Source organism: Legionella parisiensis, from assembly GCF_001467945.1.
Taxonomy (GTDB): Bacteria; Pseudomonadota; Gammaproteobacteria; order Legionellales; family Legionellaceae; genus Legionella; species Legionella parisiensis.
In genome coordinates, this window is sequence record NZ_LNYQ01000013.1 from 583,992 (window position 1) to 609,057 (window position 25,066).

Below are 25,066 nucleotides of genomic sequence, written 5' to 3' on the forward strand. Positions count from 1 at the left end.
TGAGTCTAAGTATGGAATAAATGAACACATACTGCAAGAGAACTGCACCCTAAATGATAAAGCTTTACCCATCTTTATGTCTATGTATAGAAACTTTAGCGGTCTTTGAGGACAAAGGAAGAAGGATTTATGCCCTAATAGAGAATATTAAATATAATTATGAGCTATGCGTCTGACAACGTCAGCTGCTGCAGGTGCTTGAGTGTCATTATCAACTATTGTTCGTGGTAAGACTATTAAGATCTTCGAATGTTTCTATTGTATCCTTCATTACAGACATAATTGAATCTCGTTTTGCGTACACGATGCCGCCCAGCAAGAAACAGCCTGCAGCAAAAAGAGAGTATTTTATCAAAGAACTCGTATAGGATTTTTTCTCCACCGGTAAAGTAATTTCCTTATCAGTATCATACCAATCTGGTAAATTATTTCTGTCATATAGTTCATGAGAATCAGTATTATCCAATACAAAAAAAGAATAGGTATCCGCATTATTAATCGCCCTTGATGTAACTTTGCAACATTCACTTGGAGTAGTTCTGGGTAAAGCTCGAAAATCCTCAGGATAGGGTCGTTCTTCAGTGCTGTTTTTTATTGCTTTTCGGCCATGATAATATCCTCTATCATTGACAAAACCATATCGATGTGAAGATTCATGGAGCAATGTTCCTAATGCCTTAGAGGGATTATCTGTAAGCATGCGATAATCAATATGGATTGCCCCAAAATAGTCTCTGACGCATACTACTTCTCCGTTATCATTTTTTATTTCATGACCAAAAACATATCCAACTACAGTATTATTAGGATTATTAATTAAAGATCGTCTGATGTTACTGATGTACACCTTATTAGGTTGAGATTCGACATTTTTAGCATGATAAAGCATTAGCCCTCTAAGTAATAAATGATAATTCAGTTTTGCTCCATTAACCGTTGATTGAGTGTTAATTTGCGGAATTACGCCATTAATATTGAGTTCTACCGGGTTATTGTCTTTATTTTCATAATAAAATAGAGACCATTGATCATTTGCTCTTACCAAGGCATAAGTTTTTTCTGCAAATGCCCCGATTTCATGCCTCAAGGGCTTATGATCCATTATTTCAAGAGAGATGTTTAATTGCCTGTTTAATCCTTTATAAGTTTTTAGGAGGTTGTTTTTAATTGATTCTATGTTGTCAAGAATAGTACCTATTGAATTACCCCCGGTAATAGAAATATAAAAATGCCTTTTTAACATTTTTAAAGCATGTAACACTTCAGCAGGAGCTTCATCATCAATCAACATCTGCTTAATATTTATATTTCTTTGATTTTTAATTCCCTGATCATAGCTATTTAAATAATCTTGGAGTTGAGTTAATAAGTATAGAGTTCTTTCCAGTCTTATTACGGATTCATTATAAATTTGATTAAGTGTTTCTTTTTCTTGTTTCGTTAATGTGCCATCTCTGGACTTTAATGAAACAACCGTCCTATCTTGTGTAATATACTCAGGTTTTTTTTTCGATTTTTTAGGATCTTTTGGCATTTTGGTTTCCTTAATTCATTCGAAATTTAGCTCGAATTCAATTCAATATGTTTTCGTCGAATACCAAAAAATCCTAATCACTCATCCTAAGTTGTAAAAAGCAAGTATATTCACTGGAGTGAAACCATTTGCTTAAGAGTATTTAAATTCAACTTCCAAGCCCAATATTGTACATCAGTTAATCTTAATGAATTATTAAGTGCCATACGCTGCATAAAATTTGCGAAAAGCGGTGAGGATGGTAAAAATAATTTTAATGAAAAGCCGGTAAACTTAGAGGGTAGAAATCTATGAAGAAATGGCAAGCATTCTAATTTCAAAGTATTTTCCTTCTCACAAGGTCAAGCGGTTTCCTCGGTGTTTTTCATTGAATAAAACTGCATCTATGGCACAGCACTCCATCCATATAAAATTAGGACGATCTTTTTTTTGAAAAATACTTTTTTAGCTTGTATTACAGTATTTATATTAATTTGCTGTAATAAAAATTTAATAACCCTTGAAATCTTATTAGGTGCCCCCATCTCTGATTTTCACATTGCTAAGCTGTCGGATTAGGAGTATTGCATGAGTAAAAAAAACGATAAAAAAAATTGGCATCAATTTAAAGAAGAACATGAATCGAAAGGATCCAAAGAAGTTGAGCATCCTGAAGACACTATGGATTTGTCTGAGGAGATAGAACATCTGGAACCTTCTTTAGATCATCCAAGTTACGTGGAATTAAGTGAAAAACTCACTCTTGCTGAACAGCAAGCTCATGAAAATTGGGAAAAAGCAGTCCGTGCCCAAGCGGAACTAGATAATGTACGTCGTCGTGCCGAGCGTGAGGTGACCAATGCCCATCGATATGGTGTTGAGAAGTTAATTACTGATTTATTACCGGTAATTGACAGCCTGGAGCAAGCCTTGCAGCTGGCTGTTAAGGCAGAAGATGCTTCAATGCATGAAGGTCTGGAATTAACGCTGAAGCTCTTTATGGATGTATTGAAGAAATTCGATGTTCAGCAAATTGATCCCACTGGTGCGCCCTTTGATCCCCAACTTCATGAAGCGATGTCGATACAAGTTGCACCTGATGCAGAACCCAACACAGTATTAACGGTATTCCAGAAGGGATACAAACTGAGCGATCGCGTTATTAGACCGGCACGTGTTGTTGTAGCAAAAAAATAAAAATGTGAGCTTTGTGGGTTGAAATTGGCAAGTTATACCCCATATTAAAAATCATCGCATTAGAAATTACTACTTTGGAGCAAGAAGAGAATGGCTAAAATTATAGGAATCGACTTAGGTACCACTAACTCATGTGTCGCTATAATGGAAGGTGATAAACCTAAGGTTATTGAAAACAGTGAAGGCCACCGCACTACACCTTCCATCGTCGCTTTTACAGAGGACGGTGAAGTATTAGTTGGACAATCTGCAAAACGTCAAGCAGTAACTAACCCTGATAAGACCTTATTTGCAATTAAACGATTGATTGGTCGTCGTTTTGATGATGCGATTGTGCAAAAAGACATCAAGATGGTACCTTACAAGATTGTTAAAGCGGACAATGGTGATGCCTGGGTTCGTGTGAAAGATCAAGACAAAGCGCCACCACAAATTTCTGCTGAAGTATTGCGCAAAATGAAAAAAACCGCAGAAGATTATCTCGGTGAAGAGGTGAAGGAAGCGGTGATTACTGTTCCAGCTTATTTCAACGACTCTCAACGCCAGGCAACCAAAGATGCTGGCCGTATTGCAGGTCTTGAAGTAAAACGTATCATCAACGAGCCTACCGCGGCCGCTCTTGCTTACGGTATGGACAAAAAACGTGGCGATTCAATCATTGCTGTGTATGACCTTGGTGGTGGTACTTTTGATATCTCAATTATTGAAATTGCAGAAGTAGATGGAGAACACCAATTCGAAGTACTCGCAACAAATGGTGATACCTTCCTTGGTGGTGAGGACTTTGACTTGGCTTTGATTGAATACCTTGCTTCTGAATTCAAAAAAGATACTGGTATTGACTTACACAACGATCCATTGGCGTTACAACGACTGAAAGATGCTGCTGAAAAAGCAAAAATCGAACTTTCCTCAGCACAACAAACAGATGTTAATTTACCTTACATTACAGCTGATGCTTCTGGACCAAAACACTTAAATATCAAATTGACTCGCGCCAAACTGGAGTCTTTAGTTGAGAAACTGGTTGAGCGTACCGTGGAGCCTTGCAAAATCGCATTGAAAGATGCTGGATTGACTGTATCGCAAATTAATGAAGTCATTTTGGTGGGTGGTCAAACCCGTATGCCTTTAGTCCAAAAAACAGTGGAAGAATTTTTTGGTAAAGAGCCACGTAAAGATGTTAACCCTGATGAAGCAGTTGCTGTAGGTGCTGCCATTCAAGCTGCAGTTTTATCTGGTGAAGTAAAAGATATTTTGTTACTTGATGTTACTCCTTTGTCTTTAGGTATTGAAACTATGGGGGGGGTGATGACAAAACTCATCGAGAAAAATACCACAATCCCAACAAAAGCGACTCAGGTGTTTTCTACTGCGGATGATAATCAAACTGCAGTGACTGTACATGTATTACAAGGGGAACGAGATCAGGCCTCTGCAAATAAATCTTTAGGTCGATTTGATTTGAATGATATACCCTCTGCTCCACGTGGTGTCCCACAAATTGAGGTAACTTTTGATATTGATGCGAATGGTATCCTTAATGTTTCTGCTAAAGATAAAGCGACGGGTAAGGCCCAATCAATTGTCATTAAAGCATCCAGTGGTTTGAGTGATGAAGAAGTGGAAGCAATGGTCAAAGATGCTAAATCTCATGCTGATGAAGATAAGAAATTTAAGGAAATGGCAGAGCTGCGCAATCAGGCAGACAGTTTGATCCATAGCTGTGAAAAATCCATGAAAGATTTGGCAACTGACCTCAACGAAGATGAGAAAAAAGGAATTGAAAATGCTATTGCTGAATTAAAAGAGGCAATTCAGGGTAGTGATAAAGCACAAATTGAAGACAAATTAAAAGTGCTAAGCGATGCTTCTGCAAAAATGGCTGAGCGAGTTTATGCTAAAAAAGCATCAGAAGGACAGGCAGGACAAGAGCAGCCACACCAAGAACAAGCGCAACCCCAAGAGTCAGCTAAAGCTGATGAAGGTGTTGTAGACGCTGAGTTCGAGGAAGTTAAAGACGATAAGAAATAATTGAATGTATCGTCTTAGTAACTTAGGTGCTTTGTAGCCTAGGCACAGCGAAGCGGAACCCGGAATTCGAAGCATGAATAAGCTCTTAATTCCGGGTTCCGCTTCGCTGTACTACTTAGGCCGCATTGTCCATTTTAATTTTTAATATTGTGAGTAGTTATGGAACAGCGGGATTATTATGAACTTTTAGAAGTAAGTCGAACTGCAAGTGACGCTGAAATTAAAAAAGCATATCGCAGATTGGCAATGAAGTATCACCCTGATCGTAATCCTGGTGATTCTGCTGCAGAAGAAAAATTTAAAGAAGTTCAATATGCTTACAGCATTCTTTCTGATCCACAAAAACGTGCAGCTTATGATCAATTTGGTCACGCAGGCGTTGATCCTTCCATGCGCGGTGGGCAAGGAGGTTTTGGAGGTTTTGGCGATGTATTTGAAGATATTTTTGAAAATATCTTTTCGGGCGGGCGAGGGGCAGGACGACAATCTCGTGGCCAACGCGGCGCTGATTTGCAATTTAATGTGCAATTAACCCTTGAAGAGGCGGCGCAGGGTAAAGAAGTGCAAATCACAGTTCCCAGACATGGTACTTGCTCTACCTGTAGTGGTAGTGGTGCCAAAAAAGGAACCCAACCAAAAACTTGTGAAACCTGTAGTGGTATGGGACAAGTCAGAATTCAGCAAGGTTTTTTCTCCATTCAGCAAACCTGTCCTAGTTGTCATGGCGAAGGAAAAATTATTTCTGATCCATGCTCAGACTGCCATGGTCAGGGCCGGGTACGTGAAAGTAAAAAACTTACGGTTAAAATTCCTGCAGGTGTTGATAATGGTGATCGAGTTCGCTTAAGCGGAGAAGGGGAGGCAGGTACTCATGGCGGTGGTCCTGGTGATCTTTATGTACAAATCAACATAAAAAAACATGCTATATTTGAACGTCATGAAAATGACTTACATTGTGAAGCGCCAATAAGCTTTATTGTTGCGGCTATGGGTGGTTCTATAGAAGTGCCAACCCTTGAAGGACGCGTCACTTTAAAGATCCCCGAAGAAACGCAAACCGGTAAAGTGTTTCGTTTAAGAGGTAAAGGGATGAAGTCTGTACGTGGGCATGGCCAAGGGGATTTATTATGTAAAGTGGTTATAGAAACCCCAGTAAATTTATCTCGAGAGCAAAAAGAATTATTAACTAAATTTCAAGAATCATTGGAAAATTCTAAAGGAAAACATTCTCCACGGTCCAATTCTTGGTTTGCAGGCGTGAAAAAATTCTTCGAAGACATGAAATTTTGAGATAAGTAAGTTACAATTGCTCACATTTATCTAAATGTGCATTTTTTGAACTTGAGTGTCGAGGAATATGAATTACTTCCGGGTGAGGAAAAATTCTAACCCGGAAAATCTTTGTCAGAGAAATCTGGATATGTTTTTGCATCCAAGATGAAGTTCAAATGCCAATAGAGATTCCAGTTGAACCAAATAGAGTAGATCCATGATGAACCAACCAGCAATTTTAGTATTAGCCGATGGTACCGTTTATGAGGGCATTTCGGTAGGAGCAACAGGCGATTGTGTCGGCGAGTTGGTTTTTAATACCTCTTTAACCGGCTATCAGGAAATGCTCACTGATCCTTCCTATACACGACAAATCATTACATTGACCACAGCACATGTAGGAAATACTGGATGTACGCATGAAGATATGGAGTCAAATAAAGTTTGGGCTGCGGGTTTGGTGCTTCGTAACTCTTCAATAATCCCTAGTAATTATCGTGCGGAACTATCTCTTCCAGATTGGCTCAAAAAAAATGGAGTAGTTGCTATTGCTGGAATTGATACTCGGGATTTAACCTTACGTTTACGAGAACATGGTGCTTTGGGTGCTTGCATTAGTACTGATGTAGATAACCCTGAACTGGTTTTGGCAAAGGCACGATCTTTCTCTGGCTTGCAGGGTGTTGATTTGGCTTTGGAAGTTTCTAGAAAAACCATAGAGCGTTGGCATAATGGCCAAGGAGAATGGGGGAGCGGTTCCCAGCCGCAACAATTTCATGTCGTGGCCTATGATTTTGGAGTAAAGCACAATATTCTGCGTATATTGCATGATAAGGGATGTCATTTAACTTTGGTTCCGGCAAAAACTTCTGCAGCGGAAGTTTTAGCGATGAATCCCAATGGGGTATTTTTATCAAATGGTCCAGGAGATCCACAGGCGTGCGATTACGCTATCCGTGCAACACAGGAATTTTTGGCCCATGGTATTCCTCTATTTGGCATTTGTTTGGGTTTTCAAATTTTGGCTTTAGCTTGTGGTGGAGTGACTAAAAAAATGAAATTTGGTCACCATGGCGCCAATCATCCTGTAATTGAAACTGAAGGGAAAAAGCGCGTTTTTATAACCAGTCAAAACCATGGTTTTGCAGTTGATGAAGAGAGCTTGCCCGACTGTCTTGCGATTACTCATCGTTCTTTATTTGATAATACACTACAGGGTATCAGGCATAAGGAAAAACCAGCATTGGGTTTTCAAGGGCATCCGGAAGCGAGTCCCGGGCCTCATGATATAGAAATAATATTTAATGAATTTATACAATTGATGAAATAGGAAATATACCCAAGGTATATAATATTTAAGAGGACTAATTAATGAATGAAAGTTACGTTTTTACGTCTGAGTCAGTTTCTGAAGGACATCCTGACAAAATAGCCGATCAAATTTCTGATGCAATTCTAGATGCTATTTTAATGCAAGATCCTGCTGCGCGGGTTGCTTGTGAAGTGTTTGTCAAAACAGGTATGGTATTAGTCGGTGGGGAAATTACTACTAAAGCTTGGGTAGATGTGGAAGCGGTAACGCGACAAGTAGTTAAGGACATAGGTTATAATAGTTCGCAGATGGGTTTTGATTGGGAATCTTGCGCGGTACTTTCTGCTATAGGCAAGCAATCTCCTGATATTGCTCAAGGAGTAGATAATAAAGAAACAAGAATTCTTGGCGCCGGAGATCAAGGCTTAATGTTCGGTTATGCAAGCCGTGAGACTGATGTTTATATGCCAGCCCCTATTGCCTATGCTCATCGGTTGATGGAAAAACAAGCTCATTTACGTAAATCAGGAGCATTACCCTGGTTGCGGCCTGATGCCAAATGTCAAATAACCTTAAAGTATGAACGAGGTATCCCTGTTGAAGTAGACACCGTTGTTTTCTCAACACAACACGCAGCTGAAATTGGCTATAATGATTTAGTCGAGGCGGTGCGTGAAGAAATTATTAAAACAACCTTACCAGGTGAATGGTTAACTCACAAAACACGTTACTTTATCAACCCAACAGGTCGGTTTGTTATTGGCGGCCCTTTAGGCGATTGCGGGCTAACTGGTCGTAAAATTATCGTAGATACTTATGGTGGCATGGCACGGCACGGAGGAGGATGTTTCTCAGGTAAGGATCCTTCCAAAGTAGATCGCTCCGCAGCATATGCAGCGCGACATGTTGCAAAAAATATAGTCGCTGCGGGATTGGCTGATAAGTGTGAGCTACAAATTTCTTATGCGATTGGTGTTGCTGAGCCTACTTCAATTTTTGTTGAAACTTTTGGTACTGGCCGTTTGCAGAATAGCGAAATTATTGAATTAATTAATGCTCATTTTGACTTAACACCACAAGGTATTATTGAATATCATGATTTGCTTCGTCCAATCTACAGACAAACAGCTACTTACGGTCATTATGGACGTGAGAATTTTCCATGGGAACGTTTAGATAAAGTAACGGACCTACGTAAAGCTTTATAAGAAAACTATGATCTGTTGACCAAGAGAGTAGAATTGTCAACAGATCCCAAAGGAGACTCAAATGGAACTTGTCAATAAAGTAGAAACAGGGAGTAAAATGACAGAAGATTATAAAGTAGCTGACATGTCTCTCGCTTCTTGGGGGCGTAAGGAAATTGCAATTGCCGAAACCGAAATGCCTGGTTTAATGGCTTTGCGTGAAGAATTTGCTGCAACAAAGCCGTTAAAAGGTGCTCGAATCGCCGGTTGCTTGCACATGACAATCCAGACAGCAGTGCTGATTGAAACATTGATTGCTTTGGGTGCTGAAGTTCGCTGGTCTTCTTGTAATATATTTTCCACTCAAGATCATGCTGCCGCAGCTATAGCAGCTCAGGGCATCCCTGTCTTTGCCTGGAAAGGTGAAACTGAGGAAGAATACTGGTGGTGCGTGGAGCAAACCCTATCCGGGCCGAATGATTGGACTCCTAATTTATTGTTGGATGATGGTGGTGATTTGACGCAAATCATTCATCAAAAGTACCCGGAATTGTTACCTGGGATCAAAGGGGTTTCTGAAGAAACAACAACGGGTGTAGCTCGATTGTATGAAATGGCAAAAAAGAGTGAGTTAAAAATTCCTGCGATTAATGTGAATGATTCTGTCACTAAATCTAAATTTGATAACCTGTATGGTTGTCGAGAGTCCTTGTTGGATGGATTAAAGCGGGCTACTGATGTGATGATTGCAGGAAAGGTTGCTCTAATTTTAGGTTATGGTGATGTAGGTAAAGGATGTGCTCAAGCATTACGTGGTCAAGGTGCCGTTGTTTTAATTGCAGAAATTGATCCTATTTGTGCACTTCAAGCTGCAATGGAAGGATATCGCGTTGTGACTCTGGATGATGTTGCCGAGCAAGTAGATATTGTTATTACTGCTACGGGAAACTACCATGTAGTAACTCATGATCATATGAAGCGCATGCGCCATCAGGCTATTTTGTGTAATATTGGCCATTTTGATTCTGAAATCGACGTGCAGAGTTTAAAGAAATACCAGTGGGAGAATATTAAGCCGCAAGTTGATCATATCATTTTTCCTGATGGGAAACGTTTAATTCTTTTAGCTGAAGGGCGTTTGGTTAATTTAGGTTGCGCTACAGGCCATCCAAGCTTTGTCATGTCAGCATCTTTTTCCAATCAAATTCTTGCGCAAATTGAATTATTTACAAATGCGGCTGAATATGACAGGCAAGTATATGTCCTTCCCAAATTATTGGATGAAAAAGTAGCTCGTTTGCATTTAGGACGCATCGGAGCGAAATTGACGCAACTCACCAAAGAACAAGCGGATTATCTGGGTGTGGCAATTACTGGTCCTTATAAGTCTGAGCAATATCGTTATTAATTTGATAAGTGCTTGTCTGAAATCGTGCTACGGCCATATTTGGCGTATCTTGCGAGAAAATCCAACTGTTTGAGTGAACATGGGAAATCAAAGACTATTATATGGCTTTAAGAAAATATAGTGCTCTAGGTTTTCCATTTACCATCTATCTGATTTTGCATTTTGAGTAAAGTACTCATCAAGCCTACGTTTTGTTCCTGGACTCACCATGTCAGGTAAATCAGTGTAATCATACCAGGCCATTTGTTCAATTTCGTGAGAATAGGCTTCCCTAGAGGTAAAATTTTTAATGATGAAGATCACTGGATAGTCATTTACTCCCATGTAGGTATGAAAATAAATCCCAAATAGTTGCGGCTCTTCGGTTGGGATTATGCCTACTTCCTCCTTTAATTCCCGTATTATTGCTTCTTTAGCGGACTCACCTTTTTTTACACCTCCGCCTGGAAGATACCAATGGGGTTGATAAGTATGTTTTACCAAAAGGATCTGATGGTTGTGATTTAAAATAATGGCACGAGAACCAAGAGTTTTTAAACCTAGTAAAGATTGTAGTTTTCGTATACAGCGAGTGCCATTTTTATAAAAAAAATATCGCAGGTTCATGATGGGCTTTTTTTAATACAAACAATGGGATAGATGCAGTATATAGAGCGTGTGGGGAATTTCAACAACCTATTTTTAAGAATAATACATTACGTATAGGAGAGTACCATTTTGGGATAAGTTTGATCTTGTTTTGCCATGTTTCTTATTGCATACTGAATTGCGATTTATTTTATAAGGAGATTGTTGCATGTTTAAATCAGGGATTTTGGGCTTAGGTCTTTTATCTATCGCACATAGTGTTTTTGCCTCACCCGCTCAAGACAGCGTTCGAGTCATAATCAAATATAAAGAACAAATAGCCAGTGTTTCTTCTTTAAAGTCACAAATAAACCAGGTAACCCAGTTACCCGTGAAAGAATTGAATCCTATGGCAAATGGTGCCTTCATATTAATTTTAGACACAACAAACAGTACTTTGGTTAAAGAAGATGATAAGGACACTACGTCTTGGATTTTGGAACGTTTGCGTAAAAATCCCCAAATTTTATACGCTGTTAAAGACCGAATTAGTTATTTTAAACCGGTTCCTGATCCTGAAATTTTGAGTACAGGTGATTTATTATCGCATGAAAGTCAGTGGGATGAGTTTTCCCGACCTGCAGGTATTATGCTCGAATCCAAGCCTGGAGTTAGAGATGGTGCCTGGGCCTATACTACGGGCTTTTCTAAAAAGCCAATAGTCGTTGCTGTTTTAGATACCGGAATCGCTTTAAATGATAGTTTGATCAATAACCTGGTAAAAGATAGTGCAGGTAATCTATGGGGTTGGAATTTTGCAGGAAATAATAATAATTTAATTGATGAAACTCGATCTTACCATGGTACTCATGTTGCTGGGACCATTGCAGGTTATGGCAATGTTATGAACGGGATGGGCGAAGATTTAAAAATTCTTCCTTTAAAAATTCCTGCTGCTAATGGTATGTTTTATGAAAGCTCCGTCATTAACGCCATTTATTGGTCTGTAGGCGGTGATGTTCCTGGAGTGCCTAACAACATCCACCCTGCTAAAATATTGAATATGAGCTTTGGCGTGGACAAGGGGCCTAAAGAAGAAATTGATTATTGTGATCAAGCCTTACAAGAAGCAGTCTTTTTTGCACGTAAGAAGGGAGCGGTACTCGCTGTCGCAGCAGGGAATGATAATGTTTGGGAGCATTTTAATGCACCGGCAATTTGTAATGGAACCATTAAAGTCGCTTCTACTGGGCCTGAGGGGCTTAGGTCCTATTTTTCTAACTATGGTCCAAGCGTTACTATAGCTGCTCCAGGGGGGGACAAGCGTTATGGCCCTTGGGGAGGAATTTTATCTACAGTGAATCCCGGAGGTGGTTATAATGGATCCGGTTTTGATTTTTATCAAGGGACCAGTATGGCTACTCCCCATGTTGCGGGTGTTGCTGGATTGATTATTGCAGCGAGTGAAAAAGTTCTTAGCCCAGAACAAGTGGAACAATTACTTTATACAACGACACATGATTTTGGAGTAAGCAATGATGCGAACAAATCGTGTGTTGGTAAAAAGCCCTGCGGACATGGAATTTTGGATGCCGAAAATGCGGTTAAGGCAGCAGCAGCGGGTTATGATCTTGTTTTCTCCGCTCCCCAAATAGAACGTTTGCCAGTGAAAGACTGCGGGAGGAGTGCACTGACTCCTAACAAGACTCGTGTTATGTCAGCAGGGCGAGTTTGGATACAAAACAATACAAGATGTGAGGCTGGAGCTAACGTTCAAAAACCTCATGTAGAACAATCTAAAAATGGAACTATTATTGCCTATTATGGTTCTGTAAGCTATCAGCTCGATCAAAGCGCTTACAAGTCATGCCATGTAATTGGCTATGATGGGGTTGGTTGTTATTTATAATTACAATTCTACTCTCTTGGCCAAAATGCTGCGATTTTAGCGCTCCGATACTCATGTACTTCGTGTATGCTCTGTTTCGGTGCTCAAAAGTTGCTGCATTTCGGCTCAATTGTAAATAGGTTCTATTTTACTATAATTTAAAAACGTAGAATTATTTTCTGAATTCTTATGAAAAATGATAAGACGTTTACGAGTTTTAATGAGTTTTATCCTTTTTACCTAAGTGAACATAAAACAGTGATGTGTCGGCGTTTGCATGTCCTGGGCACTTGTTTCGCTTGCTTGAGTTTTCTTTTTTTCCTTTTCACTTGGAATTACTTATGGCTCATTGTGATGCTAGCAGTTGGTTATGGATTCGCCTGGCTTGGGCATTTTATTTATGAAAAAAATAAACCAGCTACATTTCGTTATCCTTTGTATAGTTTCATGGGTGATTTTGTCATGCTTTGGCAGATTTTAAGAGGAAAATTAAAAATATAATTCCGAATATCTAAGGAACGCTCCTGTATTTTTGTTGAAAAATAGTCTAAATTGCAAATAAATATTCCAGAATAAGGGTTGTGCAATGATACTCGAGAGCCCTCCGTTTGCAAATAATGCGCTTATTCCAAAAGAATATACCTGCACCGGTGCTGATCATTCTCCGCCATTGATATGGAAAAATATACCTGAAAATACTCAATCTTTTGTTCTAATCATGGATGATCCTGATGCACCAATGGGATTATGGGTACACTGGATTTTATTTAACCTGCCTGCCGATTGTCACGAGCTTAAAACAGGAAATGTTCCATCGAAGGCTATCAGCGCGAGAAATAGCTGGAACAGAACCGGCTATGGTGGGCCCTGTCCGCCAAGTGGAACGCATCGTTATTTCTTTAAGCTCTATGCCTTAGATATATTGTTAAATCTAGGAGAGCATGCGACGAAAAAGGAAATAGAGACTGCCATGCAAAATCACATTATTGAGCAGGTTGAATTGATTGGTAGATGCAGCAAATCGTCATAAAAATCTAATAAGCTACTCCTTGTCTACGGCCCCACGAACAAACCGTGGGGCTGTATGTAAGAGGACAAGGAGTAGCGCAATGTACTATTGAAACATGGATCCCTGCCTGCGCAGGGATGACAGCCTTAAACATCGCTATAGACTGTGGAATTAAAATCGCGCGATAGTTAATCCACAACACGATTCAGTTACTTCATTTAAATGTTCAACAACAGTACTTAGGAGTCGAGTAAGCAGATAGATTGGATTAAAAACAATAGCAGCAACTGCGGCACAGGCTGCAATAATGCCCATAGTTGCATCCACAACGGTATGTGCAGCGCACGTTTTAAATGTAGAACACGTACTAGAACTGATATCTGAATTAGGGGCAAAAATTGCTAATAACAAAGCTGGAACGGTTAACAATAAAGTAGCCATCAGATAAATAAGACTTTTTAAAAAAAGCAGTAGAGCATTCACTCCCAACCAGATAGGACTATGGATTGGACGAACAATTATGTCAGTAAAATCTCTTAAATCATGAATTGGCTTAAAATAGGATGGATTTGGGATAGGAATCAATTCAGCGTATCTGTTTCGCAAATTATAATATTGATCCCAAGTCGATCCTAATTTTGAAAAAAAACCGGGCATAACATCTCTCTTTTTATTGTTTAGATTAGAATAATCCGAATACAGATTTTGCTGCATCCAGAGCAAAAAAGTATATTTTTTAATTAAGAAGAAATTTTTCCACAAGCAATACGATCTCCGCCGCCACCCAAAGTTGGATTATCACTATAATTATCTCCACCTGCGTGAACCATAATGGCGTGCCCCTTAATATCTTGAGTCTTTAAACGAGGTGCTAATGTAGGGGTATTTGCTGTGCCATTACTATCAACAACCAATACGGGTAAATCACCTAAATGCCCATTACCATATGGACCCAGATGTTTATTGGTTTTGGCGGGGTCTAAATGAGCACCTGCTTTTTTAGCATGATCACCACAATCGGGATGTTGATGGATGTGGAAACCGCGAATACCCGGAGGAAGTCCGGTCAATTGGGGTTTAATAAGTAAACCGTATTGGCTGTCCTCAAAAACGATTTTTCCTATTGAGGTTCCATCTGTGGTGGAAACATCACTCGCTACGGTTCCTGCATTGGCTAGTGACGCGATAAATAAGGTGATAGTGCCCATAGTGATTTGTTTTTTTTGTTTGATTTTATCCATGGTTAAATCCTTTTTAGTGACAATTTTTTCATTCTAACATAGCATATCACTTATATATTTTATTTAAATGTTGAATTTAAAAGAACGTGAATAATTTATTGGTTAATAGGACCTGCTTCCATTTTGGCTCAAGCTGGCAAAATGGAAACAGATTCTGGAAATTAATTACGTCTTTAAGGCTTTTATTATGATTAAAAATTTAACGTCCAATATTAGAACAGCGACATTAGACGATGCTGAAGCTATTGCACAAATTCATATCTGTTCCTGGCAAAAGATGTATCGAGATTTCATTCCAGAAGTTATATTACAAAACTTATCCTTAAAAGATCGAACTAAGCAGTGGTACGATTTAATAGAGCTGGGAGTTAAAGTATTAATCATAGAAATCAACAATCAAATTGTTGGCTTTGCCAGTATTTGTCCTTTTCGTGATTTTAGTGAAGACAGTTCAATGGGCGAGATCAGCGCTATTTATTTGCATCCCGATTATTGGCGTATGGGATTAGGGACTCAATTATGTCTGGCTGCGATTTCTGAACTTGCAAATCAGGGGTATAAAAAAATATTGCTATGGGTATTCGAAGACAATATTCAAGCACGTAAGTTCTATGATGCTTTAGGATTTGAAGCCACAAGTTCAACCAAGTTAGAAGAATTTTATGAGGGTGGGGCTTTATTAAAAGAAATTCTTTATCAGAAAATCCTTTAATTTATTGAACCGTTTTGCATGGATGCAGAACTCGGTGCTGTCATGCAAATAGATGAGATGGACTAGGTGCGGTAGGCAAGGAGATAGGAAAAGTGGTTTTATGCTCAAAAGTTAGTTGTTTTTACCCTTTGCATGTTGAGTTCACCTAAGTGCCACAGAACGTTTGGTATACTCGCTCGTGTGGCATAGGCAAGCACTGTAAGTTTTCAGTATTTCTGAGTTGGTGATAAGGATTTTTCAGTACGGTTAAAAGAGTATCCATTAAGGTACTGTCGTTGTTTTCAATATAGTCCCTAATTGCATTTTCAATTAAGTGATTTCTGGGGATATAGGCTGGGTTTACCCGATTCATCTTATTTTTTATTTTGGTGATCTCGACATTTTGTTGATTAATGCATCCTAACCAGTCAGAAACCCACTGTTCGCTTTTCGGTTGATTTCCTAGATTGCTGATTAAATCCTTCTGTGAGCGCTCACAATCAATGGCTTGATTCATAAGCCTGAAGGTATTTGTAAAATCCGGTTTATGTTGTTGTAATAACACGAAAAATTTGTTAATAAGTTCGCTAGAATGAGTGTTTTCCTCAAAAAGCCCTAACTTTTCTCTTATTTTTTTATTCCAATATTGAGTAAAGCGTTCTGTGAATGAGTTGAGCGCCTCGAGTATTTGTTGCGGTGCTTCTTTATCTTTCAATAAAGGGAGTAAGCATAGGCTAAATTGAGCCAAATTCCACTTTGCTATAGCGGCTTGATTGCCAAATGCATAACGACCTGCATGATCAATAGAGCTAAATACAGTATCAAAGTTAAATTCATCCATAAACGCACAAGGGCCATAATCGATAGTTTCGCCAGATATGGTCATATTATCTGTATTCATGACTCCATGGATAAAGCCTACACCCATCCATTCAGCAATAAGGCTTGCTTGCCGATCTACAACTTTTTTAAACAGTTCGAGATAGGGGTTAGCGCTGGGTAAAAGTTCAGGATAGTGTCTTTCAAGAGCATAATGAGCAAGAGATTGAAGTAATAAGTGATTATCCTTTTGAGCAGCGGCATATTCAAAAGAACCCACCCGCAGACTACTGGATGCAACTCGGGTTAATACACCTAATGGTACAGGGCCATTTTGGCGATAGATCTTTTCTTGGCTTCCAATGGCAGCGAGGCAACGGGTGGTTGGAATATTTAAACCGTGCATTGCTTCGCTGATCAGATATTCTCTTAATACTGCTGAAAGAGGGGCTCTACCATCACCCATTCGTGAAAACATTGTTTTTCCTGAACCTTTGAGTTGAATATCCCATCGCCTCCCATCGTGACTGCATGTTTCGCCAAGTAATACGGCGCGCCCATCTCCCAAAAGAGGGACATAGTACCCGAATTGATGGCCTGCATAAGCTAATGCAATACTTTTAAGATGTGCTGGAACTCGATTTCCCGCATAAAAAAATAGAGTTTCTTGCTCATTGACAGAAGAAGAATTCGGAGCACAAAGAGACGAAGCAAGTTCATGATTGAATTTAACTAAATAAGGATTTGCAATCGCTGTTGGCTCGATCACCTCGTAAAAATTAGCAGGCAATTTGAGATAAGAGCTAGGAGAAATATTAGGAATCACATCAAACTAATCCATAAAAAAATTGTATGTTAAATGTTTAATAAAAATCCTTCAATTTAAATAGTAGTTAGATTTTAAAAATTCATACACGCCCAATTAATGCGAGAGCCATTTTTAATTAAAGACTACTTAACTACATTATAGTGTTTGTGAGTAGCAAGAGTAAAATTGAGGCATGAGAACTAGTTAATTTTAATTATGGCTCAAGGAATTTGTATGTTCTGAGCGATATTTATTTAACATGTCCTCACCTTTTCTTCCTCCTTCACTCTTTTGAAACTCACGCATAAAACCATCCCATCCAGGGAGTTCATCCAGCTCTCCTGATTCAATTACCTCTTTTGTTTTTTTGTTATGAGTCTCACTTACTTTTTCATACTGTGACATTGGTCCAATAAATAAATTAACCTCTATTCCTTTTCTTTCTGCAGCTTTAATAAAGTCAAAGATTTCTTCTTCAGGAGTCCCATCAGGGAAGACGGCTAATAGTTTAGGTTGATAGTCTTTATGTGCATTTTTAGGATGAGCAATTGTTTCTAGGGTCAAATCCCTTACAAAATCGAGTTCTTCTTTGGTTGCATTTTGTGGTGCCTTGAAAACCCAACTATGGGGAAAAAATTTATTCTCTATAGTAAATTTGGCTCCTGAGTTTTTGGATACAAATTCAACATATAGAGGGGAGACCTTATTATTTTCATACATTTCTTCAAAAAACGTTTCATTAGGTCGAATTTCAAATAATAAACTCTGATTTGCTTTATTCATAACCTCCAATGCGGCCAATAGTTCCTCATATCGTTCTTTCGCGGCTTTTTTTTCTTCCTCTAATTTTGCTTGCATGCAATACCCCAGGTACGAACTATTCGATAGTTTTTAAAGTATAGCTCAAATTAGATTAAAAAAACGAAATGTTAGACAATAGGAGGGCTTCATGAGTTAATTAATCGATAAATTAATAGGGATGCACGTTGGGTCTGTATTGAAAGGGAAGGGATATTTAAAGTTTCTTTCACAGAATGTGCTCCTGTGCCTACAGGTCCTAAACCTGCTAATGCTCCGCTTACTATGGAGGAAATGTGTGAGACATCGCCTGCACCTCTACTCCCTGGATCAAGTGGATGTACTACTCCTTGTCCCAAGTCTTCACTGACTTTACTATATTGTCTTAATAAAGCTTCATTGGCAGGAGTGGGCGGCATACTGGGGATCCCATCTTGAAATATAATGGAAGCAGTAGTGCCAGGTAAATGATGGGTAACAATATCAGTGATTTTTTTCTCTGCCATGCTCTTTTGTTGTTCGCTAATAAAACGTAAATCACCATTTGCCATAGCAACTTTTGCGATGACGTTTCCCTTGCCAAAAACGTCACCTTGAATGTTATTTACGCTATTAATTGTGGTTCCCCCTAAAGCAAGGCCTGGACTAAATGATAAAAAGCGCTCCCCGCTAAGCAGGGTACGCATTGTATCTAGGATTCGTACTAACTCGTAAATAGCACCATAACCCACTTTGTTTTGGAAAATTTCTGAGGAGTGTGCCTCATTACCATGAGTTTCTAGAGTCCAGTGTGCTATGCCTCTACGCGCAATAGTTGCTGTGTCCGAGGTAATAGACCACTCAAAATCCAGGGCAACATCACTATTTTTTGCTGCATCGACTAAAGGTTTTCTTGAAATTGAAGTGGGTTTTCCTGCGTCTTCTTCATCACCAGTTAAAATAACCGTTATGTTTGCATTGTCCAGCGCGTGCATTTCTTGCAAGGCTTTTAAGGCATAAAGGATAACGACTACACCACCTTTGTCATCTATAACACCAGGACCTGTTGCAACATCTCCTTGACGTTCAAAATGTTGGAATGGGCCATCTGCCGGGAACACCGTATCAAGATGGCCAATTAAAAGCAGTTTTTTGCCTTTATTTCCAGTACGCTCGGCGACCAATGTCCCTGCTCTATGCATGGCGGGCGGTTCATGAGCCCAAAACGTTTTAAATCCGAATTGGTCGAGTTGCTTGCGTACCCTATTTCCAACCTTATAAATTCCATTAAGGTTTGCAGTACCACTGTTCGTATTGACTAATTGTTCCAATAATGAAAGTTGTTCTTGAGATTGAGTTGTAATGTACTGGGTTATCTGTTTTTCTACTGAAGTGAGATTATTTGCATATGAGATTTGAATATCCAGAATTAAGAATAGAAAAAGAATGCCAGCGAACTTTCTCATTATATTTTATTTTCACTATTTTATTGTTAGAACACAATTATACACTGTTTGTCTCTGAAAAAAGAGGAAATATAATTACACAACTTTATACTTTCCCTGATCCTAAATTCACTTTTTCTGCTTCAGCCGACGCCACAAAGTCTAGAGTACGGTTGCAGGGGTAATAACCTTGCTTTGAGGTTTCTTTTAGAATTCGATCACAACGCTGGGCAAGTGCTGCAAAATCCTGAGATGTGTCTCCCTGGCGCTCAAGAAATAAAGCCGCTTCTCGGAATAAGGTGAGGCTTGATACCAGTTTTTTAGTATCAGTATCTCCACTCATAAGCATTAGGGCAGGGATGTTTCTTTTTAGCTGTTGTTCTACCAGTTGAGTTATTGTGTCATAATTTTGAAAAAGTTCTTTATTTTGCAAATAGCCATACGCTTCTTTGAAATCAACGATACCAAAATGTTGGGCTATAGAACTGAACCCGAGCTGTTTTAACTGAGGAAAGATATACCATATCCAGTGGCTTTGTTTGCTCCCAGCTTTAAGTTCACCATAAGCCTGTTGGAATGAAATATATGCGTCTTCTCCTTGTTGTGCTTTGATAAAGCGTTGAACAGTGTTCATCAATAAATCCCTTAAATGAGTACTCTATGTTTTAAATATTTCCATACTTGTATATTATGTTAGTTTAGGTATTGTGGTACGACAAGTTTGATTGGAGTTATCCGTAATAGTATCTTGAATCAGGCTCAAAAAGGAAAAACACCCATATTCCAGGCTGTTTTTATTTCCAAACAGTTTTAATAATTCTTACTTCAGATTAGCTCGTCTGAATTCTGCTTCTTGTAAGCGTATAGCAAAATCTTCGTCCGATTCAATCTGAACACCATGTTCATTTTTAAGAGCTTCTTCCTTATCAAGTTTATCAAGGTTTTCAATTCTTTTTTGAACACTGGCAAAGAACCTCGGATCGGAGGCAGTGACCATGAGTGTCTTTACGTGCTGTTGATAACGCTCTGCTTTGTCTTCGTTTATTTGAGTGCTTACAGTTGCTGCAATTACTTGTGTTTCTCTGTCTTTAGAGGATTCACGAGTTTTAGAAGATTCATGATCTTTAGAAGATGTATAAGTTTCTTCTGTTGATTTTGGGCGCTCAATACGTTTTTCAATAGGCAGAGCTTTTGGCTGAGGCAATTCCTCTACAGTGGTCGTCCAATGTACTGACCTGCCTTCGTTATTTAAAACAATAGTGGGGCAACCTTTCATGGGTTTTCCATTGAGCTCATTAGTCACATAGAGATTTACTTCAAGTTGATCTGCAACTTCTTTTAAATCGCTATGTGTAGCCCATCTTCCTTGTTCCTTAATTTTTTCTATTCCTTTTAGAATGACGGAACGAGGATTTTCTTTTCCACCAGATAGTACGTCTGCCAGTAAAGCCTCTTTCACATGCGCATTTTCTATTGGTTCATTTTCTTGGAAGCTCCCTATAAGCTTAGGCGCCAATGACTTGGAGGTTTTTTTTGCCAAGTCAAGAACTTCAGGTGATAAAGCCAATTCATTGAACTGTTTTATCTTATCCAGCGCACTCTCTTCTTGTTCTTCTTTTAAGTAATAGTGCACTAATTCCATGAACTTATGATATACAGGTGAGCTTTCAACCTGGGTGCTTCCATTCCTTTTTGCTTGCGCTATTTTCTCAAAAAGATCATATTTATATGCAGTGGCAGAAATACTTCTTAAAGACATTTGCAATTTAAGCAAGGTTTCTTTTTTATAAGTATAGGGTGATTCGTACAGTTGATTTAAATCAATGTCCAGAATTTCTTGCAAGCCTACATTGTTAAGGCCTTTCTTTTGCCATTTAGCAAAAGTTTTGCTGTTTTTGCTGTCTTCATGTTCTTTTTGAATGGTGGCTATTAAACCTATTGCAAATGCATAAAATCCGCAATCACCGCCACCAGGATTATCTATTCTAAAAGGCATTTTATACTCGCTCTAGGTTAAATTTATATATATATTACACAAATTATACAATAGTAACATTAAGTAATTATTATGTAATCGATATATCTGGTGGGTTCCCAACCAATAGCACTACTAGAGTATACCCTAAAAGGGTGTTATCCCTAAGTAGCCAGGGATACATCTCTCTTTTCATTTTTTGTTTGTTTTTCCATGTGCAATAGGGCCTTACTGCAACCTTGAGCCATAGAATAACCCGACTAAGCTTAGATGAACATGGCATGTGTTTGCGCTGAATCATTAATGGACAGTATGCTTTTTATAAAATAAAATATGATTTCTTTTTATGCAAAAAGCAATATCACATCAAGGAGGTAGAGAATATGAATTTAATGGATAACAGGATTGTGAAAGCTTCCTTTAGAGAAAACCCTGTAGAAGAAAGAAAACGATTTCCTCAATCCGCTTGCCTTATGCCCATTAGTGTTGGACAACCAATCCATGAGGGTGAAAAATTTGCAGCGGTGATTAAACTCATTAATGGGGCATTTAAACAGTGTACCATCTTGGTTGATGATAGCGTTCAACGTCATACGATGGGCATTATGCATCATGCGACACCAGATGAATTATACCAGCTCGCTGTGAAAGAGGGTGATGATTGGGTGTTGCGAAATGAAATAGCTTACAATCAATTAACCATTCCTTTTGAAATTATGCGCTGGGATGATTGGTACAACAGTCCCAATTACATCGACAGTTATGTACGTGTGCAAAAAGAATATGAATCTAATGAATCCTTTCGTCATGCGATTCATGCCAATATTGATGATTTTTTAACACGATACTTGAATCGATTTTCTATTGTGGATGTTGATTATGAGCGTGCATCCAGACTTTGTCTTGATTATTTGCTTGAAGAGTGTTCGGTGATGTGCCTATGGCCACAAAAAGCATATGATTTTGAAGTTTATCCTAGCGGCAGAAACAAGGCGATGGCAGCCACTTATGAATATTTAATAAAGCCTCATTATCCAAATTATTTAAGACCTGTTGCACTTCGATTTAAAAAATATCCTAGAAAGTCAACAGAAGATGAATTTCAAATGATTCAGGAAGCTGCTCAGGAAGGATCTGGGGTTGGCGATTTTTAAGCGATTCGTTTAGATGTGTAGCCTGTGTGCAGCGAGACGAAACCTGGTTTTACTTTTTAAAAATTTTTCCTAAGTTATGCCCCGCTGCCCTCAGGCTAAAAACAAAAATATCTAAATTAGTGAGATACTTTAGTTTTTATCCATTTTTGAATTTCAGAAGTTGTTTCATCAATCACTTGAGTCATTTGCTGATATAATTTCTCCAATAAATCACATTGTCCTGATTTCCAATAACGCTCAAGATATTGGCACGCGATTTTTAAACGGATGGCACCGACGTATACCACGCCCCCCTTAATTTTATGGGCAAGTTGCAGGGTTTTTTCCCAGTCGCCTTGTGCATGTGCTTTTTTTAGAAGGGTAATATCCTCAACAAGAGAATGATGAAGCATTAGTTGGAGCATCTTACAGAGCATATCTTCTGTACCGGTAGTTTTAATTCCTTCTTTAATATCAAGTAGAGGAAATTCAGAAAGCTCAAAAAATTGTTCTTCTGTTGCGGGTGAATCTAAAACACCAAGTCCGGGAGCGATTCCTTTTTCTTTTTGTATGGAGGGAATGAATGAGTTCAAAATATCACAACAGTTTTTTTGAGTCAGTGGTTTACTAAATACTGCATTTATACCTGACTCAATGCAACGTTGCTTATTTTCTTCACCAACATGAGCTGTTAGCGCAATAATAGGGGTGTGATGGTTTTTAGCAATTTCTTGGACACGAATGTGATGGGTCACTTGATAACCATCCATATCAGGTAACCCAATATCCATAAAAATTAAATCGTACTTGTTTTTCTTCCAGAATTGCAATGCTGATTGTCCATCAGTTGCTATATCAACGTGACAATTACATTGATTCAACATTTCTTTTGCGATTGTTTGTGCAATGGTGTTGTCTTCAACTAATAGGATACGGTGTTTGAATAATTTTGCGGATGAATCCCGAGCTTGTTGAGTGATTGCACTATCTCGTGTAAAACTAGGAATATTAGGTTCAACAAAATCATTATCTATGCCTGTTTCATCCGCTAAAAGTGCTGTTTTTAAGGGAATGATACAGGTGAATAGTGTTCCTTTGGCAACCGTACTCTCAACATATATTTCCCCATCTAATTCATCAATAAACTGTTTGATTACTGCAAGACCTAGGCCTGCTCCTTTATAAATTCCTTTGTAGGAAGGTGTTAAGCGTTTAAATTGCAGGAAAATTTCCTGTTGTTTGTCCTTGGGAATGCCCATGCCACTGTCTTCTACGATGAATTGAATGATGATTTCGCGATTTTCTCGTTTTGCCAGTTTAGCGGTTAATTTTACAAAGCCTGTATCTGTGAAGTTCAATGAATTAGCAATTAGCTCGAGTAAAATTCGATGAATGCGCACAGGATCACCAATGAGGTAATTGGGAATATTTGGATCAAAATCGAATGATAAACGCAGGTGTTTTGCAGAGGCTTTGGCTTTATTAAGATTAATAACATGTTGAACGATTCGTTGTAAGACGAATTTTTTCCTAACTTTGGGCACTTCGCCAGAACTTACATGAATTGCTTCAAGAACCTCGTCCATAAAATCAAGCAAAGCATGGCTGGATGCGACTAGATTATCCGCATATTCTTTAATCTGATCACTTTTTGCTTCAGCTTTGATGAGATCTGCAAATCCAACGATGCCAGTGAGAGGAGTGCGGATGTCATGGCGCATATTTTCAAGAAACTCTGTTTTTGCAAGGCTTGCTGCTTCGGCTTTTTCTTTTGCAATTTTGAGTTCTGCTTCAATTTTTTTGCGATCAGTGATGTTAATTGAAATACCAAGTACTCCGGTAATTTCACCTTTTTTATTACGCATCGGAGATTTATGACTTAAAAAAATGGCATTTTTACCTTCGATTAGGGCTTTTTCTTCAATAATTTCAGTTTCACCCGTTTGCATAATATAAAGATCATTTTGACGGAATAACGCTGCTTGATGATCACCCCATGGTAGATCAAAATCAGTTTTTCCTATAAGTTCGTAGCCAAATTGAAATCCTACACTTTGGGCCTGTCGGTTATTGCATCCCAAATACACCCCATTTTTGTCTTTCCAATAAACATGCCCTGGCATATTGGCAAGAATGTTTTCTAAAGTTGATTGTGTTCTTTCCTGGCTTGAACGCAAATCTGCTTCTTGCTTTTTACGATGGGTAATATTAAGTGAGATGCCTAGAATACCTACGACATTTCCTTGTTCATCGCGGAGAGGGGTTTTCCTAGTTAATACAACTGCTTGTTGTCCATTGGCCAATGTTCCAGTTTCTTCCAGCTCTAACGAAGAATTAAGCGCCATTACTTTTAAATCATTATTGCGAATTGTTTCTGCAGATGCTGCCCATGGCATATCAAAATCTGTTTTTCCAATTACGGATTTCATGCCGGTCATTTCAAGCATGATGTCATTACAACCTAGATACACCCCATTTTTGTCTTTCCAATAAATACTGCCTGGCAATTCTTTAAGAATACTTGCAAGAATAGCAGGATTTGCTTCAACGGAAGGTGGGGCAGGAGATTCCTTAGAATTACTGATTTTAATTTTAGCTTTCTTTTCTGACATAAGTGCTCTCTTTTATTCTTAAAGTTATAGACCCAATATTGACGGCATACAAGATAAGAAGGACATATTTAAAAAATGAATTAAGATAACTTAATTGAATTCTAAAAACGTCTTCTTTTTCTTGCTTAATTAGCTCTCGGAGTTTTTAATAAAGAAAGGTTTATTTATTTGGAGAAAG

21 protein-coding genes are annotated in these 25,066 nt (G+C 38.6%); 11 read left to right on the plus strand and 10 right to left on the minus strand.

Annotated elements, in window-relative coordinates:
- Positions 1-211 precede the first annotated feature (211 nt).
- A complete protein-coding gene (locus tag Lpar_RS08685; protein WP_058517572.1) occupies positions 212-1,534 on the minus strand; it encodes a M35 family metalloendopeptidase in 1,323 nt (440 codons plus the stop codon).
- Positions 1,535-2,101: 567 nt separating this feature from the next.
- On the opposite strand from Lpar_RS08685, the gene grpE reads away from it, so the two are divergent.
- The 6 genes from grpE to ahcY all read left to right on the plus strand — a co-directional run bounded on the left by grpE (position 2,102) and on the right by ahcY (position 9,923).
- On the plus strand, positions 2,102-2,710 hold the full coding sequence (grpE, locus tag Lpar_RS08695) for a nucleotide exchange factor GrpE (RefSeq protein WP_058517574.1): 609 nt from the start codon (positions 2,102-2,104) through the stop codon (positions 2,708-2,710).
- A gap of 90 nt (positions 2,711-2,800) precedes the next feature.
- Positions 2,801-4,744, plus strand: a complete 1,944-nt coding sequence (dnaK, locus tag Lpar_RS08700; RefSeq protein ID WP_058517575.1) for a molecular chaperone DnaK — start codon at positions 2,801-2,803, stop codon at positions 4,742-4,744.
- 159 nt (positions 4,745-4,903) lie between these two features.
- A complete protein-coding gene (dnaJ, locus tag Lpar_RS08705; RefSeq protein WP_058517576.1) occupies positions 4,904-6,034 on the plus strand; it encodes a molecular chaperone DnaJ in 1,131 nt (376 codons plus the stop codon).
- 199 nt (positions 6,035-6,233) lie between these two features.
- On the plus strand, positions 6,234-7,346 hold the full coding sequence (gene carA / locus Lpar_RS08710) for a glutamine-hydrolyzing carbamoyl-phosphate synthase small subunit (protein WP_058517577.1): 1,113 nt from the start codon (positions 6,234-6,236) through the stop codon (positions 7,344-7,346).
- A 41-nt stretch (positions 7,347-7,387) separates the two neighbouring features.
- Positions 7,388-8,536, plus strand: a complete 1,149-nt coding sequence (metK, locus tag Lpar_RS08715; protein WP_058517578.1) for a methionine adenosyltransferase — start codon at positions 7,388-7,390, stop codon at positions 8,534-8,536.
- Positions 8,537-8,597: 61 nt separating this feature from the next.
- Positions 8,598-9,923, plus strand: a complete 1,326-nt coding sequence (gene ahcY, locus Lpar_RS08720) for an adenosylhomocysteinase (RefSeq protein WP_058517579.1) — start codon at positions 8,598-8,600, stop codon at positions 9,921-9,923.
- Positions 9,924-10,061: 138 nt separating this feature from the next.
- Here the strand turns inward: ahcY and Lpar_RS08725 are convergent, their stop codons facing one another.
- Complete coding sequence (locus Lpar_RS08725) at positions 10,062-10,529, minus strand: NUDIX domain-containing protein (RefSeq protein WP_058517580.1); 468 nt, start codon at positions 10,527-10,529, stop codon at positions 10,062-10,064.
- Between the two features lie 190 nt (positions 10,530-10,719).
- On the opposite strand from Lpar_RS08725, the gene Lpar_RS08730 reads away from it, so the two are divergent.
- From Lpar_RS08730 to Lpar_RS08740, 3 genes are all read left to right on the plus strand, one after another.
- Positions 10,720-12,399 carry a S8 family serine peptidase gene (locus Lpar_RS08730; RefSeq protein ID WP_058517581.1) on the plus strand — a complete coding sequence of 560 codons (1,680 nt, stop codon included), beginning with the start codon at positions 10,720-10,722 and terminating at the stop codon, positions 12,397-12,399.
- A 168-nt stretch (positions 12,400-12,567) separates the two neighbouring features.
- Positions 12,568-12,879, plus strand: a complete 312-nt coding sequence (locus Lpar_RS08735) for an Mpo1-like protein (RefSeq protein WP_058517582.1) — start codon at positions 12,568-12,570, stop codon at positions 12,877-12,879.
- A gap of 85 nt (positions 12,880-12,964) precedes the next feature.
- On the plus strand, positions 12,965-13,408 hold the full coding sequence (locus tag Lpar_RS08740) for a YbhB/YbcL family Raf kinase inhibitor-like protein (RefSeq protein WP_058517583.1): 444 nt from the start codon (positions 12,965-12,967) through the stop codon (positions 13,406-13,408).
- Positions 13,409-13,558: 150 nt separating this feature from the next.
- On the opposite strand, the gene Lpar_RS08745 is transcribed toward Lpar_RS08740, so the two are convergent.
- Together Lpar_RS08745 and Lpar_RS08750 are read right to left on the minus strand one after the other, a co-directional pair.
- Positions 13,559-14,044 carry a hypothetical protein gene (locus tag Lpar_RS08745; RefSeq protein WP_058517584.1) on the minus strand — a complete coding sequence of 162 codons (486 nt, stop codon included), beginning with the start codon at positions 14,042-14,044 and terminating at the stop codon, positions 13,559-13,561.
- Between the two features lie 83 nt (positions 14,045-14,127).
- Complete coding sequence (locus tag Lpar_RS08750; RefSeq protein WP_058517585.1) at positions 14,128-14,628, minus strand: superoxide dismutase family protein; 501 nt, start codon at positions 14,626-14,628, stop codon at positions 14,128-14,130.
- A 187-nt stretch (positions 14,629-14,815) separates the two neighbouring features.
- On the opposite strand from Lpar_RS08750, the gene Lpar_RS08755 reads away from it, so the two are divergent.
- The gene (locus Lpar_RS08755) at positions 14,816-15,340 is read left to right on the plus strand and encodes a GNAT family N-acetyltransferase (protein WP_058517586.1); all 525 of its coding nucleotides are present in this window, start codon (positions 14,816-14,818) and stop codon (positions 15,338-15,340) included.
- A gap of 145 nt (positions 15,341-15,485) precedes the next feature.
- Here Lpar_RS08755 and Lpar_RS08760 read toward each other — a convergent pair whose 3' ends face one another.
- From Lpar_RS08760 to Lpar_RS08780, 5 genes are all read right to left on the minus strand, one after another.
- A complete protein-coding gene (locus tag Lpar_RS08760) occupies positions 15,486-16,964 on the minus strand; it encodes a protein adenylyltransferase SelO (protein ID WP_058517587.1) in 1,479 nt (492 codons plus the stop codon).
- A gap of 192 nt (positions 16,965-17,156) precedes the next feature.
- A complete protein-coding gene (locus Lpar_RS08765) occupies positions 17,157-17,804 on the minus strand; it encodes a hypothetical protein (protein ID WP_058517588.1) in 648 nt (215 codons plus the stop codon).
- 89 nt (positions 17,805-17,893) lie between these two features.
- Positions 17,894-19,189 (minus strand): M20/M25/M40 family metallo-hydrolase, encoded by a 1,296-nt coding sequence (locus Lpar_RS08770; RefSeq protein ID WP_058517589.1) that lies wholly within the window; start codon positions 19,187-19,189, stop codon positions 17,894-17,896.
- An 85-nt stretch (positions 19,190-19,274) separates the two neighbouring features.
- Positions 19,275-19,802: a DUF1810 family protein gene (locus Lpar_RS08775; protein WP_058517590.1), complete on the minus strand. Its 528-nt coding sequence runs from the start codon at positions 19,800-19,802 to the stop codon at positions 19,275-19,277.
- A 186-nt stretch (positions 19,803-19,988) separates the two neighbouring features.
- Positions 19,989-21,164: a hypothetical protein gene (locus Lpar_RS08780; protein ID WP_058517591.1), complete on the minus strand. Its 1,176-nt coding sequence runs from the start codon at positions 21,162-21,164 to the stop codon at positions 19,989-19,991.
- Positions 21,165-21,526: 362 nt separating this feature from the next.
- Here Lpar_RS08780 and Lpar_RS08785 point away from each other — a divergent pair, with 362 nt between their 5' ends.
- Positions 21,527-22,297, plus strand: a complete 771-nt coding sequence (locus Lpar_RS08785; RefSeq protein ID WP_058517592.1) for a hypothetical protein — start codon at positions 21,527-21,529, stop codon at positions 22,295-22,297.
- Between the two features lie 116 nt (positions 22,298-22,413).
- On the opposite strand, the gene Lpar_RS08790 is transcribed toward Lpar_RS08785, so the two are convergent.
- Positions 22,414-24,888: a PAS domain-containing sensor histidine kinase gene (locus tag Lpar_RS08790; RefSeq protein ID WP_082650353.1), complete on the minus strand. Its 2,475-nt coding sequence runs from the start codon at positions 24,886-24,888 to the stop codon at positions 22,414-22,416.
- Positions 24,889-25,066: the final 178 nt, after the last annotated feature.